Origin of the sequence: Streptomyces sp. MZ04 (assembly GCF_004684775.1) — a bacterium.
In the GTDB taxonomy this organism is placed as follows: Bacteria; Actinomycetota; Actinomycetes; order Streptomycetales; family Streptomycetaceae; genus Streptomyces.
The window spans coordinates 1-13,472 of sequence record NZ_SRIC01000234.1 but is presented as its reverse complement, the minus strand read 5'-3'; the positions used below and the strand labels follow the sequence as shown (position 1 = coordinate 13,472).

General features: G+C 70.4%; 14 protein-coding genes. 9 read left to right on the top strand and 5 right to left on the bottom strand.

Annotated elements, in window-relative coordinates; genetic code table 11:
* The first annotated feature begins 145 nt into the window (after nucleotides 1-145).
* The 3 genes from E2651_RS33045 to E2651_RS33035 all read left to right on the top strand — a co-directional run bounded on the left by E2651_RS33045 (nucleotide 146) and on the right by E2651_RS33035 (nucleotide 1,230).
* Nucleotides 146-598 (top strand): subtilase-type protease inhibitor, encoded by a 453-nt coding sequence (locus E2651_RS33045; protein WP_135334935.1) that lies wholly within the window; start codon nucleotides 146-148, stop codon nucleotides 596-598.
* A gap of 99 nt (nucleotides 599-697) precedes the next feature.
* A complete protein-coding gene (locus tag E2651_RS33040; RefSeq protein WP_245239378.1) occupies nucleotides 698-913 on the top strand; it encodes a hypothetical protein in 216 nt (71 codons plus the stop codon).
* Complete coding sequence (locus E2651_RS33035; protein WP_135334934.1) at nucleotides 910-1,230, top strand: hypothetical protein; 321 nt, start codon at nucleotides 910-912, stop codon at nucleotides 1,228-1,230. The genes E2651_RS33040 and E2651_RS33035 overlap by 4 nt, the downstream gene beginning before the upstream one ends.
* A gap of 31 nt (nucleotides 1,231-1,261) precedes the next feature.
* Here E2651_RS33035 and E2651_RS33030 read toward each other — a convergent pair whose 3' ends face one another.
* Nucleotides 1,262-2,092, bottom strand: coding sequence for an IclR family transcriptional regulator (locus tag E2651_RS33030; RefSeq protein ID WP_135334933.1), 831 nt, complete (start codon nucleotides 2,090-2,092; stop codon nucleotides 1,262-1,264).
* 107 nt (nucleotides 2,093-2,199) lie between these two features.
* On the opposite strand from E2651_RS33030, the gene E2651_RS33025 reads away from it, so the two are divergent.
* The 4 genes from E2651_RS33025 (at nucleotide 2,200) to E2651_RS33010 (ending at nucleotide 7,530) form a co-directional block, all read left to right on the top strand.
* A complete protein-coding gene (locus tag E2651_RS33025) occupies nucleotides 2,200-3,159 on the top strand; it encodes a 5-dehydro-4-deoxyglucarate dehydratase (RefSeq protein WP_135334932.1) in 960 nt (319 codons plus the stop codon).
* Between the two features lie 59 nt (nucleotides 3,160-3,218).
* Nucleotides 3,219-4,556, top strand: coding sequence for a gluconate:H+ symporter (locus E2651_RS33020; RefSeq protein WP_135334931.1), 1,338 nt, complete (start codon nucleotides 3,219-3,221; stop codon nucleotides 4,554-4,556).
* A 49-nt stretch (nucleotides 4,557-4,605) separates the two neighbouring features.
* Nucleotides 4,606-5,970, top strand: a complete 1,365-nt coding sequence (locus E2651_RS33015; protein WP_135334930.1) for an enolase C-terminal domain-like protein — start codon at nucleotides 4,606-4,608, stop codon at nucleotides 5,968-5,970.
* A 96-nt stretch (nucleotides 5,971-6,066) separates the two neighbouring features.
* Nucleotides 6,067-7,530, top strand: a complete 1,464-nt coding sequence (locus E2651_RS33010; RefSeq protein ID WP_135334929.1) for a DUF6351 family protein — start codon at nucleotides 6,067-6,069, stop codon at nucleotides 7,528-7,530.
* 6 nt (nucleotides 7,531-7,536) lie between these two features.
* Here the strand turns inward: E2651_RS33010 and E2651_RS33005 are convergent, their stop codons facing one another.
* Together E2651_RS33005 and E2651_RS33000 are read right to left on the bottom strand one after the other, a co-directional pair.
* Nucleotides 7,537-8,052 (bottom strand): hypothetical protein, encoded by a 516-nt coding sequence (locus E2651_RS33005; RefSeq protein WP_135334928.1) that lies wholly within the window; start codon nucleotides 8,050-8,052, stop codon nucleotides 7,537-7,539.
* Between the two features lie 4 nt (nucleotides 8,053-8,056).
* The gene (locus E2651_RS33000; protein WP_209446306.1) at nucleotides 8,057-8,854 is read right to left on the bottom strand and encodes an acyl-CoA thioesterase domain-containing protein; all 798 of its coding nucleotides are present in this window, start codon (nucleotides 8,852-8,854) and stop codon (nucleotides 8,057-8,059) included.
* Nucleotides 8,855-9,088: 234 nt separating this feature from the next.
* On the opposite strand from E2651_RS33000, the gene E2651_RS32995 reads away from it, so the two are divergent.
* Nucleotides 9,089-9,610, top strand: a complete 522-nt coding sequence (locus E2651_RS32995; protein ID WP_135334927.1) for a GNAT family N-acetyltransferase — start codon at nucleotides 9,089-9,091, stop codon at nucleotides 9,608-9,610.
* Nucleotides 9,611-9,629: 19 nt separating this feature from the next.
* Here E2651_RS32995 and E2651_RS32990 read toward each other — a convergent pair whose 3' ends face one another.
* Together E2651_RS32990 and E2651_RS32985 are read right to left on the bottom strand one after the other, a co-directional pair.
* Nucleotides 9,630-10,505, bottom strand: coding sequence for a TauD/TfdA family dioxygenase (locus E2651_RS32990; protein ID WP_135334936.1), 876 nt, complete (start codon nucleotides 10,503-10,505; stop codon nucleotides 9,630-9,632).
* Nucleotides 10,506-10,731: 226 nt separating this feature from the next.
* Entirely contained in the window at nucleotides 10,732-11,556 is an 825-nt protein-coding gene (locus E2651_RS32985) for an SAM-dependent methyltransferase (protein ID WP_135334926.1), read from the bottom strand.
* A 312-nt stretch (nucleotides 11,557-11,868) separates the two neighbouring features.
* On the opposite strand from E2651_RS32985, the gene lpdA reads away from it, so the two are divergent.
* On the top strand, nucleotides 11,869-13,272 hold the full coding sequence (gene lpdA, locus E2651_RS32980) for a dihydrolipoyl dehydrogenase (protein ID WP_135334925.1): 1,404 nt from the start codon (nucleotides 11,869-11,871) through the stop codon (nucleotides 13,270-13,272).
* The last annotated feature ends 200 nt before the right edge of the window (nucleotides 13,273-13,472 follow it).

Below are 13,472 nucleotides of genomic sequence, written 5' to 3'. Positions count from 1 at the left end.
GCCCTGAGCTGCCCGAACAGCCATACGGCGACCGCTCAGCGAACAGATGCATCCGGAAATCGACCATGAGTTTGGCGCTCACTCTCCGCACCGGCAAGACTCCTGTCCGCAATCAGGAACACACCCGCATCAAAGGAGATCTGACGTGCGTTTCTTCCTCAAGACGGTGGGCGCGACGACTCTCGTGGCCGCCTGCGTGATGTCCGGAACGACTGGCACGGCCCAGGCCGACGCGCCCGCCGCCAAGGCCGCCCCGGCCGGTCTGTACACGCCCTCGTCGCTGGTGCTCGCCGTCGGCCAGGGCGATGACGCCGCCACCGCGACCATGCAGCGCGCAGTGACGCTGACGTGTACGCCCAAGGCCTCGGGGAGCCACCCCTCGGCGGCCGCCGCCTGCGCCGAACTGAACGAAATCGACGGGGAGTTCGCCCAGCTGGTCGGCACGTCGTCCGGCGTGGCCTGCACCAAGGAGTGGAAGCCCGTCGTGGTCACCGTCGACGGTGTGTGGCAGGGCAGACGAGTCGCGTGGTCCGCCACCTTCAGCAACAACTGCGTGATGGGCGCGAGCCTTTCGGAAGGCGCCGCCCTCTCCTTCTGAGCGTCCTGGGCCTTCTGGGCGAAATTGGCTGGACGAGGCCTCTCCCTTGGCGGTGGGATGAGGCCTCGTCGTCCATCAAGGCATCAAAGGGAGTTGAACATGTCGGCCGGCACGGACAACGCGACGTACCGCCGCGCGGGACGGGCCCTCGCGGCGCCCGCGTGGGACGGCCCGCCGGTCTGGGTCCTCGGCGACGACGCGATGGGGGCGCGGGGCCGCGGCCTTGCCCTCGCCGGGTCGTTGCCGGTCCCCGACGACCCGTTCTTCGACGATCCGGCACGGGTGACGGCCGCCCTGCGGCACCTCGGGGCATGACTGACTCAGCCCTCTGGATCTCGTCGTTGACCGCCGGCACGGCGGTGCTCGCCAGTTGGGTCACCAGCCGCGGGACCGCCCGCGCCGCACAGATCCAGGCCGCTGCGACGGAGCGGACCCAACGCACACTCCGGGTGAGTGAAGCGCGGCGGTCCGCCTGCGTCAGCCTCGCGACGAGACCTCCGTACCGGGCACTTGAGGCATCGATCATGGGTGAGCCGAACGCCGCGGCCCTCTTCGACCGGTGTTACGCCCCCTTCTGGGGGTCCGTCCTCACCCTTGTCTCCACCGCCCGGGCCGCGGCGCACGACCTGTAGGCGGACGCCACGCCGGCGTTCGCGTCGCCGGTCAGCTCCAGTCCGGCTCCCCCGCCCCCGGCGACGGCAGGTTCTCGATCTTCGTCTGCGTCTCCCGCATCACGGAGACGATGCGGGCCTCGTGTTCCTCGGTGAGCCGGGCCACCGGGACCGAGCAGCTGATGGCGTCGACTGCGGGGGTGTCGTAGCGCAGGGCGAAGCCGAAGCCCGCGATGCCGGGGACGGTTTCCTCGCGGTCGATGGAGTAGCCGCGGGCGCGCACGCCCGCGAGGTCGGCGAGGAGCGCGGTGCGGTCGGTGAGCGTGTTCTCCGTGACGGCCGTCAACGGCTCTGCGGGGAGCGGGAGTTGGCCGTCGGGGCGCTCGGCGAGCAGGGCCTTGCCGAGGGCTCCCGCATGGGCCGGGACCCGGCGGCCGACCCTGCTGAGGGTGCGCAGGTACTCGTGCGACTCGCGGGTGGCGAGGTAGACGACGTAGGGGCCGTCGAGCCGCGCCAGATGGATCGTCTCGCCGAGCGCGTCCGACGCGGCGTCGAGATGCGGGCGGACCACCCGCACCCGCCGGTCGCTGTCGAGGTAGCTGGTGCCGGTGAGCAGTGCGCGGACGCCGATGCCGTACAGGGACCCGGTGGTGTCGGAGCGCACCCAGCCGCAGTCGACGAGGGTCCGCAGGAGTTGGTACATGCTGCTGCGCGGTACGCCGAGTTCCGCGGCGAGTTCGTCCAGGCGGGCCGGCCGGTCGCCCCGCCCGGCGAGCAGTTCCAGCAGCGCGACGGTGCGGGTGGCCGACTTCACTCCGCGGACGCCCATGTCCGTCTCGCGGACAGCCTCGCCCGCTTCACGGAACCCTCTGCTCTCCGGCATGCGGCTCATCGTAAATCCGCCTCACCGCACCCATTGACCCGTTCACGTTCACCAACTTAGCCTCCATTCTCATATACGAACGCCATCTGCATACAAGGACGGGATTCATGACACGGCCCAGCACGGAGCCCGAGGACGTCACCCGGCGGCTGCGCGACGGCATGGCGCGCGGGGTGCTGTCCTTCCCCCTCACGAGCTTCCGCGACGACGGCACCCTCGACCTGGAGGCGTACCGGGCCTATCTGACCGCCCAGTTGACCTCCGCGCCCGGCGCCGTCTTCCCCGCCTGCGGCACCGGCGAGTTCAGCGCGCTGGACGAGGACGAGTACCGCGCGGTCGTCGCCGCCACGGTCGAGGTGGCCGAAGGACGGCTGCCCGTGGTCGCGGGCATCGGCTACGGCTGGGCGCAGGCCCGGCGCTTCGCCCGCATCGCCGAAGAGGCGGGCGCCGACGCCCTGTTGGTCCTGCCGCACTATCTGGTGGCCGCCCCGCAGGACGGCCTGGTGGAGCAGCTGAGCCGGATCGCCGACGGCACCCGTCTTCCGCTCATCGCCTACCAGCGCGGCCCGGTCACCTTCACCGTGGACGGACTGCGCCGCATCGCCGAGATCCCCACCGTCATCGGCCTCAAGGACGGGCACAGCGACCTCGACCGGCTGCAGCGCCTCACCCTCGCGGCCCCCGAGGGCTTCCTCTTCTTCAACGGCGCCGCCACCGCGGAGATCCAGGCCCGCGCGTACGCCACCGTGGGCGTGCCCGCCTACTCATCGGCGGTCCACGCCTTCGCGCCCGAGATCGGATGCGCCTTCTTCGCCGCGCTGCGGACCGGCGACGACCCGGCAATGGACCGGCTCCTCCGGGACTTCTACGTCCCGCTGGTCGAACTGCGCGACCGGGTGCCCGGCTACGCCGTATCGCTGATCAAGGCCGCCGCCCGGCTGCGCGGCCTCCCCGTCGGACCGGTGCGCGCCCCGCTCACCGACCCCGGCCCCGACGACATCGCCGAGCTCGCGAAGGTGCTCGACGACGGCCTTGCCCTGGTGGGCGCCGTACGACGAACGGCCTGACGAGAAGCCGCCGCCCGCACACCGCCGCGCCATGATCCACAGTTCAAAGGGGAACTGCCTTGCCTCTCGTCGTAGTCGGAATCAGCGTCCTGATCCTGCTTCTCCTGATGACCAGGCTGAGACTCAACGGCTTCGCCGCCCTGCTGCTCGTCGCGGTCGGTGTCGCCGTCGTCCGGGGCATCCCGTTGGAGAAGATCCCGGACGTACTCTCCGAAGGCATCGGCGGCCAGATCGGCGACACGATGCTCACCATCGGGCTCGGCGCCATGGTCGGCCGCGTCATGGGGGATTCCGGCGCCGCCCAGCGCATAGCGGGCAAGCTCCTCGACGCCTTCGGACCGCGGTGGGTCCAAGTGGCCATGGTGGTCACGTCGATGCTCATCGGCGTCACCATGTTCTACGAGGTCGCCTTCATCATCATCGTGCCCATCGCGTTCACCCTCGTCAGGGTCACCGGCGCGAAACTGCTGTGGGTCGGCCTTCCCATGTCCATCGCCCTGTCCACCATGCACAGCTTCCTGCCGCCGCACCCAGGCCCCACCGCCGTGGCCACGACCTTCCACGCCTCCATCGGACTCACCCTGTTCTACGGCCTGTTCATCGCCGTCCCGGCCGGCGCGCTCATCGCTCTGGCCTGGCCCCGGCTCCCCTTCATCGGGGCGATGGACCCCGCCATCCCCAAGGGCCTGGTCAGCGAGCGGGAGTTCGCCGATGAAGACATGCCGGGCCTCGGCTGGTCGCTGTTCGTCGCCTTCTTCCCCGTGGTGCTGATCGCGGGCGCGGCGGTGACCGACATGGCCACCTCCGGCGAGAGCCCGTTCCTGCACCTCGTCGCCTTCATCGGCTCGGCGCCGATCGCACTGCTGCTGACCCTGATCCTGGCGATGTGGGCGTTCGGCCCCCGGATCGGCCGCAGCCTGTCGGACGTCAGCGCCTCCTGCACGTCCGCGGCCCAGGCGATGGCGATGATTCTCCTGGTGATCGGCGCCGGGGGCGCGTTCAAGAACGTCCTCGTCGAGGGCGGCATCTCCGACTACATCAAGGACGTCACCGCCGACTGGTCCATATCGCCGCTCATCCTGGCGTGGTTCATCGCGGTCATCCTCCGCGTCGCGCTCGGCTCGGCGACGGTCGCCGTCGTCACGGCGTCCGGCGTGGTCCTTCCGCTCCTCGCGGGCAGCGGGGCGCACCCCGAGATGATGGTGCTCGCCGTCTCCTGCGGCTCGATCGCGTTCTCCCATGTGAACGACCCCGGATTCTGGCTGTTCAAGGAGTACTTCAACCTCTCGGTCATCGACGCGATCAAGGTCCGCACGACGTATACGACGGTCCTTGCGATCCTCGGCCTCTTCGGCGTCCTGGCGGCCGAGTGGTCCCTCGACATCCTCGGCCTTTGACCCCGGCCCCCCTCCTCACTCCCCTCCCCGTAGAAGGACATGGACGACGATGAGCAAGAGCCGCAAGCGGAGCGCAGGCCGGCCGACGATCACCCGGTACGCCGTCTATCCCGTCGCCGGCCGCGACTGCATGGAGCTGAACCTCTCCGGCGCACACGGCCCCTACTTCACCCGCAACGTGGTCGTTCTCCAGGACTCCGAAGGACGCACGGGCCTGGGCGAGGTGCCCGGCGGCGCGAAGATCACCCAGACCCTGCGGGATGCCGAATCCCTGGTCGTCGGCGCGACGGTGGGCGACTACAAGCGCGTACTGCAGCGGATCGGGCAACGCTTCGCGGGCCGTGACTCCGGTGGTCGCGGGGACCAGACCTTCGACCTGCGGACCACCGTGCACGCCGTCACCGCCGTCGAGTCGGCCCTGCTCGACCTCCTGGGCCAGCACCTCGACGTGCCCGTCGCCGCGCTCCTGGGCGATGGCCAACAGCGGGACGCGGTCCGTGTGTTGGGCTATCTCTTCTACGTCGGTGACCCCGACCGCACCGATCTCGAGTACGTCCGCGAGCCCGACTCCGAGATCGACTGGTACCGCGTCCGGCACGAGGAGGCACTGTCGCCCGCGGCGATCGTCCGCCAGGCCGAGGCCGCCCACGGCCTGTACGGCTTCCGTGACTTCAAGCTGAAGGGCGGTGTCCTGGAGGGCGCCGAGGAGGTCAAGGCCGTCCGCGCGCTCAAGGACCGCTTCCCCGAGGCCCGGATCACCCTGGACCCGAACGGGGCGTGGTCGCTGCGCGAGGCGGTCGAGCTGTGCCGGCCGCTGGTCGGCACGCTCGCCTACGCCGAGGACCCCTGCGGTGCGGAGGGCGGCTACTCCGGGCGGGAGATCCTGGCGGAGTTCCGGCGCGCCACGGGCCTGCCCACCGCGACCAACATGATCGCCACGGACTGGCGGCAGCTGACCCACGCCCTGGCCCTCCAGTCGGTCTCCATCCCCCTGGCGGACCCGCACTTCTGGACCATGCAGGGCTCCGTGCGCGTCGCCCAGCTGTGCAACGCGATGGGCCTGACCTGGGGTTGCCACTCCAACAACCACTTCGACATCTCGCTTGCCATGGTGACGCACTGCGGGGCGGCCGCTCCTGGTGAGTACAACGCCCTGGACACCCACTGGATCTGGCAGGAGGGCCTGGAACGGCTCACCACCGCTCCGCCCCGCATCGCCGACGGCGAGATCGCCGTCCCCGACTCCCCCGGCCTGGGCGTCCAGTTGGACATGGACCGGCTGCTCGCGGCCCACGAGCTGTACCGCGAGAAGGCACTGGGCGCGCGGGACGACGCGGCGGCGATGCGTTACCTGGTCCCCGACTGGGAGTTCGACGGCAAGCGCCCCTGCCTGGTGCGCGGCGGAACACTATGAACGCAATGATCCAAACGGTGGCCCTCGCCCCCGGTGGTTCCTAACATCCCGGCTCTCAGCGCGACTTCACGCCGAGCACCCACGGGAGCCGTTCCCTTGAGCACACCTGACGCACCCACGCCCACGCCCCGGCGATCCCTGTTCCGCCGACGCCGACCGGCGTTCCTGGCGGCCGTGCTCGCCGCGGTGCTGCTCGGCACGCTCGGCACCGCGACCGACACCGAGGCCCAGGCCTCGCGCCCTGCGCCCACGGACTGTCCGCCCCGGCTGCTCGGCAAGGCTCAGTGCTACACCGGGCAGGACACCAACGGGGCCCACTACACGATCGCGGTGCCATCGGACTGGAACGGCTCCCTCGTCGTGCACGCCCACGGCGGGCCCGACCTCGGCGAGGCATCCGACCCCGCCCGCAGCGCCGACGACCTGGAGCGGTGGGCGGTGACGGTCGACGAGGGGTACGCCTGGGCCGGCTCCTCCTACCGTCGCGGCGGCTACGGCACCCGGATGGCTGCCGCGGACACCGAGAACGTACGCCGCCTGTTCGTGAAGGAGTTCGGCACGCCGCGGCGCACGTACGCGCACGGCCAGTCCTGGGGCGGCGACGTCGCCGCCAAAGTCGCGGAGACGTACGGCGCACACCCCGGCGTCTACGACGGGGCGCTGCTGACCAGCGGTGTCCTCGGCGGGGGTTCGCGCGGCTACGACTACCGCGTCGACCTACGGGTGGTCTACCAGTACTACTGCCGGAACCACCCCCGCGCCGACGAGCCCCCATACCCCTTGTGGCAGGGGCTGCGCGCGGACTCCACGATGACGGCGGCGGGCCTGCGCGCCCGGCTTCAGGAATGCACCGGATACGCGTCCCCGTCCGCGGACCGGACCACCTTGCAACAGCGCAACCTCGACGACATCCTCGCCGTCACCCGCATCCCGGAACGGGCCATCGAATCCCATCTGCGCTTCGCGACGTTCACGTTCCGGGACATCGTGTCGAGCCGCCTCGACGGCCGCAATCCGTTCGGCAACCGGGGCGTGCGGTACTCGGGTTCACGCGACGACAAGGCGCTCAACGCGGGCGTCGAACGCTTCGCGCCCGACCCCACGGCCCGCCGTGACCTCTCCTACGACAGCGACCTCACGGGCCGGGTGTCGATCCCGGTCCTCACCCTGCACGCGATCGACGACCCGACGGCCTTCGTCGAACACGAGGCGGCCTACCGCGCCACGCTGCGGGGCGCGGGCCGGGAGAGCCACCTCGTCCAGGCCTTCACGACGGAGACCGAACACAGCGCACTCAGCGACTCCGAGTACGCCACCTCCCTCTCCACGCTGGACACTTGGGCCCGAACAGGCGACAAGCCGACCCCGCACACGATCGCGTCATCCTGCGCCGCGTTCGACAAGACGTACGCCAGCGGCTGCTTCTACGCCCCGGACTTCCACCCCGCGCCCTACGCCTCCCGGATCAGGCCCCGCCCCGGCGGCCTTTCCTGGCCCGCGATGACGGCAGCGCAGGAGAAGGCATGGAGCCGGATCGACGGCGTGGGCATCGCGCCTTGACCCCGGTCACCGTGGTGTGCGCCGGGTGACCGGTCGGGACAGCGGGTCCGGCGGACCGAAGGACAAGCCGTTCTCGTCGAGGGCGTTGTGGACGGCGATCCGGCCCTCGGGAAGGACGAAGCCGACCTCGAGTGAGCCGTGGGCCGCGTCGTCGCCGGACCAGGAGCGGAGTTCGACGTCCTGGAGGGGCAGGCCCAGGAGGGCCCGTGGTTCGGGCAGGGCGTTCGCGCGCCAGTGCAGGGCGAAGCCCGGCCAGTCGACGGGCTGTTGTGGGTCGATCGTGTTCCAGGTGATCGAGAGGTCGTCGAACTTCCAGTGGTTGATCTCGACCTGCTCGCCGCCGAAGTCGAGCAGGACGGGGCAGTCGGTGAACCACTCGTCGTCCCGCTCGTCCCAGACCAGCCAGAAACCGGTCAGCGGGCGGCCGACCAGCGCCCGTAGCCGGTGGCCGTGGACGGCCTCGGCGGCGCGGGGGCTGTTGGTCCACCGCGGCTCGTAGCCCGCGATGCCGAAGGTGAACATGGGGTCACCACTGCCGGCCGGCCGGAGGGAACAGTGTTTCCTGGGCCAGGGTCGCCGCCAGGGCTCCCTCGGTGGTGTAAAGACCGCCGGTGTACCAGCCGCGGCCCTGCGCGACGGTCTTCGGGATCATGTCGAGGAGGATCCAGGAGTCGAAGCGGACCTGCCGGTGGAACCAGACCGTGTGGTCGAGGGTGATGCCCGCGTACTTGCCGCCGCCGCTGACGCCGGAGATGCCGGTCGACACGTCGGACAGGTACGTCAGCGCGCAGGCGTCGAGGAGCGGGCCCTCGGGGAGGGGGTCCTTGGCGCGGGCCCACAGCCGGGTGGGCGCACCCCGGCCCCATGGCTGGGTCTGCGCCGGACGGCGCCATTCGAGCAGCGGGAAGCGTCCCATCTCGAAGGGTTCGCAGTCCTGCGGGGGTGTGGGGGCCGGCTGTTCGCCGAGTTGGGTGTCCTGGCCCGCCGACGGCTCGTGGAAGGAGGCCGACATGGTGAAGAACGTCCTGCCGTGCTGGCGGGCGACGACGCGGCGCGCGGAGAAGGAGAGTCCGTCCCGGTCCCGCTCCACCTCGAAGTCGACGGGTTCCTTGGTGTCCCCGGGCAGGAGGTAGACGGCGTGCAGCGAGCGCGGGAGCTGACACCCCGACACGGTCAGGCCCGCGGCTAGCAGTGCCTGCGCCGCGATCTGCCCGCCGTACAGGGGAAAGCTCTCCTCGACGACGACGGGGGCGCGGTAGTGGTTCTCCGCCGTCTTGTCGACGGCCAGCAGATCGGACAGCGTGCACTGTGCCTGAGTGGTCAACGGGCACCTGCCCGGCCCGAGTTGACCGCATCGACTGCGGGTCGCGTGTTTCGGTCCACCGGCTCCTCCTTGATCCGGCTGCCAGTCTCACCCGGCGAACGGGCCGGGCAACGTCCGCATGACGCACATCACAGGGATCGACGGCGGCCGCCGCCGTCCGTGCCCCGATGGTCCCCGCCTCGGTTACGCTGCCTCGCGCACGCGGCGCGCCGGCCCGCTGAAGGAGGTCTTGCCATGACGCGGATCGACGCCCGGGAGATCATCACCGCCCGCCTCGTCCTCGTACCCCTGACGGTCGAGCACGCCGACGAGATGGCCGGCGTGCTGTCCGATCCGGTCCTGCACACCTTCATCGGCGGTGCTCCCGACGGTCCCGACGCGCTGCGCGCCCGCTACCGGCGGATGACCGCCGGGTCCCCGGACCCGGCGGTCTCCTGGTGCAACTGGGTGGTGCGGCTGCGCGACGAGGACCGGCCTGCCGGGACGGTGCAGGCGACCATGGTCCCCGACGGCTCCGGACTTGTCGCGGAGGTCGCCTGGGTGATCGGGACTCCGTGGCAGGGGCGGGGCATCGCGGTGGAGGCGGCCCGTGGGCTCGTCGACTGGCTGGCGGGGCAGCCGGACGTGCGACGCGTCATCGCCCATGTCCACCCGGACCACCACGCCTCGGCCGCCGTCGCCACCGCCGCGGGGCTCAGCCCCACGGACGAGTGGCAGGACGGCGAGGTCAAGTGGCAGCGGACGATGCGCTCTTGAGCGGGACGGATCAGACGGATCAGTACGGGCGGTCGCCCGCGATGGCGACGCGCTCGGCGACGCGGCGGTGCGGGGCGTAGTCGTCGACCGCGTAGTGCTGCGTGGCGCGGTTGTCCCAGAAGGCGATGTCACCGGCCTGCCAGTGGAACCGCACCTGGTACTCAGGCACCTGCGCCTGCCGCACCAGGTAGCCGAGCAGCCGGTCGCTCTCCTCGCGTTCCATGCCCACGATGTGCGTGGTGAACGACGTGTTCACGAAGAGCATCCGCCGCCCGGTCTCCGGGTGCCTGCGCACCACGGGATGCGTGACCGGCGGGAACTGCTCCTGGAGCGGGATCAGCTTCTCGGGTCCGTAGAAGCGGGCGAAGCCCGGGATGAAGTCGTGCACCGCCCGCGCCCCCTCGATGCGCGCCTTCACCTCGTCGGGGAGGTTGTCGTACGCGGCCGCCATGTCCGCCCACATCGTGTCGCCGCCCACCGGCGGGACCTCGCGCAGCTGCAGGACGGCGCCGAGCGCGGGACGTTCGCGGAAGGTGACGTCGGCGTGCCAGACGTTCTCGTACGTCGGCGTCGCGCTGCCGCCCTTGTCGAACCGGACGACATCCTCGGCCGAGCCCTGTGCGAGCAGCGGATTGGTCTCCAGCTCGCCCCAGTTGAGGGCGAAGGCGCGCTGCTGCCCGGAGGTGAGTCCCGCGCCCCGGAAGAAGAGCACCTTCCACTCCAGGAGGGCCCGGTTGAGCTCCTCGCGCAGCGCGTCCGTGAGCGGCAGGGAGAGGTCGACGCCGCGGATCTCGGCGCCGATGAGCCGGCCCTGCGGGACGACGTCGATCAGGTGGTACGGGCGCTCTTCCCAGCCTTCGGGTACGCGGCGCAGGGTGCGGCGCCCTTCGTACATGCCGTCGGCGGGGACGCGGGCGTCGCGGAGCGCGGGAAGGGTGAAAGTCATGATGATCCTTCGGTGGCGAGTGAGTCGGGTCGGTGGCCCGGAGCCGGGCTCCGGGCCGTGCGGAGACGGGCTCCGGCAGCTAGCGACCCGATCGCTCGCACCCGCGCCGCCACGGGACCCCGAAGGTCCGTACGGCGGCGGTCAGGTGCTGGATCATGCACGCCATTCTGTACCGCTACTCCTTGCGGAGCAAACCCCCGTACTCGTAGATGCCCTTGTTGTGCTCGGTGGCGCCGAGGTAGGGGGCAAGGTCCTCGTGGACGGGGGCGAGCGACGGCTGGTCGGCGTCGGGGCGCCAGTCCACCAGGTTCAGCAGACCGGGCTCCACCGGGTCGATGCCGGCCAGGAGGGCGTCGACCTCTCGCGGGGTGCGGGTCTGCCAGGGGACGCCGCTGCCGGAGATGTGCGCGCTCATCGCGGCGCCGCGCTCCGGGTCGTCGGAGACGACCTGGGAGAAGCCCAGGTAACTGCCCGGAGCCGCCCGGTCGATGATCGTGTGCAGGACGCGGCGGGGGTCGTCGGCGTCGGTCAGGTGGTGCCCCACGGAGAGGAACAGCACGGCGACCGGCTCGTCGAAGTCGATCAGGCGCCGCACGTCGGGGTGGTCGAGGATCGCGTCCTGGTCGCGCATGTCGCCCGTGATGACGGTGGTGGTCTCGTCGTCGGCGAGCAGCGCGCGGCCGTGGGCGAGGACGATCGGGTCGATGTCCACGTAGACGACGCGGGCGTCCTGCGCGAAGCGCTGCGCGACCTGGTGGACGTTGTCGTCGGTCGGCAGGCCGCAGCCCATGTCGATGAACTGGCGCACCCCCGCCTGGGTCAGATGGCGCACCACGCGGAAGAGGAACTCGCGGTTCTGCCGGGCGATGTCGACGCACTCGGGGAAGTCGGGCAGCGTGTGCAGCAGGAATTCCCGGTCGACCGCGTAGTTGTCCTTGCCGCCGAGCATCCAGCCGTAGGCGCGTGCCGACGTGGGAATGTCGAAGGGTATGGACGTCATCTCGGACTGGTCGTCACCGGCCACAGTGCGTTCTCCACCTCTGCCACAGGAATATGGGTCTTGGCTCCGTCGCGGCGACACTATCCCGTGCGGTGCGCCCCGGTGAACCCGGTCCCCGATCATCAACGGATGTGCCCACAGCGGTGGTTGAGAGGCCAACCGCTTGGGGGCGGCGCGCCATCGGGTACCCGCTGGCCCATGAGGCCGCCGGATGGCGCATGATCGGACGTACGCGAGTTACGTTCCACCGGATATACGCGAGATTCGTTCCACCGGATACGCGAGATACGTTCCACCAGAGAGGACCTCCCCATGGAAGACCGCTTCGATGTCGTCGTGCTCGGAGCAGGACCCGGCGGCTATGTGGCCGCCATCCGCGCCGCCCAGCTGGGCAAGCGGGTAGCGGTCGTCGAGGAGAAGTACTGGGGAGGTGTCTGCCTCAACGTCGGCTGCATCCCGACCAAGGCGCTGCTGCGCAACGCGGAGCTGGCCCATCTGTTCACGCACGAGCAGAAGACGTACGGCATCAAGGTCGACGGGAACGTCTCCTTCGACTACGGCGAGGCCTTCAACCGCAGCCGTACCGTCGCGGACGGCCGCGTCAAGGGCGTCCACTTCCTGATGAAGAAGAACAAGATCACCGAGTTCGACGGCCGGGGCACCTTCCTCGACGCCAACACGCTCCAGGTGGCCAAGTCCGACGGCACGACCACCACCATCGGCTTCGACAACTGCATCATCGCCACGGGTGCCACGCCGAAGCTGCTGCCCGGCACGAGCCGCAGCGAGCGCGTGGTGACGTACGAGGAGCAGATCCTCGCCGACAGCGTGCCGCAGTCGATCGTGATCGCGGGCGCCGGCGCCATCGGCATCGAGTTCGCGTACGTCCTGCACAACTACGGCGTGAAGGTCACGATCGTCGAGTTCCTGGACCGCATCGCGCCGCTGGAGGACGTGGACGTCTCGACGGAGCTCGCCAAGCAGTACCGCAAGCTCGGCATCGACGTGAAGACCTCGACCCGCGTGGAGTCGATCGACGAGTCGGGCCCGCAGGTGCGCGTGACGGTGACGGGCAAGGACGGCAAGCAGGAGATCCTGGAGGCGGACAAGGTCCTGCAGGCCATCGGTTTCGCGCCGAACGTCACGGGCTACGGCCTGGAGGCGACCGGCGTGGCGCTGACCGAGCGCGGCGCCGTCGACATCGACGGCCGCGGGCGCACGAACGTGCCGCACATCTACGCCATCGGTGACGTCACCGCGAAGCTGATGCTCGCGCACACCGCCGAGTCCATGGGTGTGGTGGCCGCCGAGACGATCGCGGGCGCCGAGACCATGGAGCTCGACTACCCGATGATCCCGCGCGCCACCTACTCCCAGCCGCAGATCGCCAGCTTCGGCTGGACGGAGGCGCAGGCCAAGGAGAAGGGCTTCGACGTCAAGGTCGCCAAGTTCCCGTTCATGGCGAACGGCAAGGCGCACGGCCTCGGCGACACGGTCGGCTTCGTCAAGGTCATCAGCGATGCGCGGTACGGCGAGATCATCGGCGCCCACCTGATCGGCCCGGACGTCACGGAGCTGCTTCCCGAGCTCACGCTGGCCCAGCAGTGGGACCTGACCGTGCACGAGGTCGCCCGCAACGTGCACGCCCACCCGACGCTGGGCGAGGCGGTCAAGGAGGCCGTGCACGGCCTGGCCGGACACATGATCAACTTCTGACGGCGCACGGGGCGCCCCGCCGCGAGCCGAACGGCTCGAGCGGCGGGGCCACCCGGTCCGGGCGGCGGCGCCGCCCTAGTAGTGCTTCGTTAGGTGTGCCGATCTTGCCTGTTCAGGGGCATGGTGTCGGTATGAGGCCGGGTGAAGTGGAGGGGCTTCGCCGTGACTTGGCGGGGTTCGTTGGTGAGGTGTTTGCCTCG

What these genes read in the sequence shown, in the direction of transcription:
- E2651_RS32995 (WP_135334927.1), top strand. Translation starts at nt 9,089, where the DNA reads ATGACGCGGATCGACGCCCGGGAGATCATCACCGCCCGCCTCGTCCTC.
- E2651_RS33030 (WP_135334933.1), bottom strand. Translation starts at nt 2,092, where the DNA reads ATGCCGGAGAGCAGAGGGTTCCGTGAAGCGGGCGAGGCTGTCCGCGAG.
- E2651_RS33035 (WP_135334934.1), top strand. Translation starts at nt 910, where the DNA reads ATGACTGACTCAGCCCTCTGGATCTCGTCGTTGACCGCCGGCACGGCG.
- E2651_RS32990 (WP_135334936.1), bottom strand. Translation starts at nt 10,505, where the DNA reads ATGTACGAAGGGCGCCGCACCCTGCGCCGCGTACCCGAAGGCTGGGAA.
- lpdA (WP_135334925.1), top strand. Translation starts at nt 11,869, where the DNA reads ATGGAAGACCGCTTCGATGTCGTCGTGCTCGGAGCAGGACCCGGCGGC.
- E2651_RS33015 (WP_135334930.1), top strand. Translation starts at nt 4,606, where the DNA reads ATGAGCAAGAGCCGCAAGCGGAGCGCAGGCCGGCCGACGATCACCCGG.
- E2651_RS33005 (WP_135334928.1), bottom strand. Translation starts at nt 8,052, where the DNA reads ATGTTCACCTTCGGCATCGCGGGCTACGAGCCGCGGTGGACCAACAGC.
- E2651_RS32985 (WP_135334926.1), bottom strand. Translation starts at nt 11,556, where the DNA reads ATGACGTCCATACCCTTCGACATTCCCACGTCGGCACGCGCCTACGGC.
- E2651_RS33040 (WP_245239378.1), top strand. Translation starts at nt 698, where the DNA reads ATGTCGGCCGGCACGGACAACGCGACGTACCGCCGCGCGGGACGGGCC.
- E2651_RS33025 (WP_135334932.1), top strand. Translation starts at nt 2,200, where the DNA reads ATGACACGGCCCAGCACGGAGCCCGAGGACGTCACCCGGCGGCTGCGC.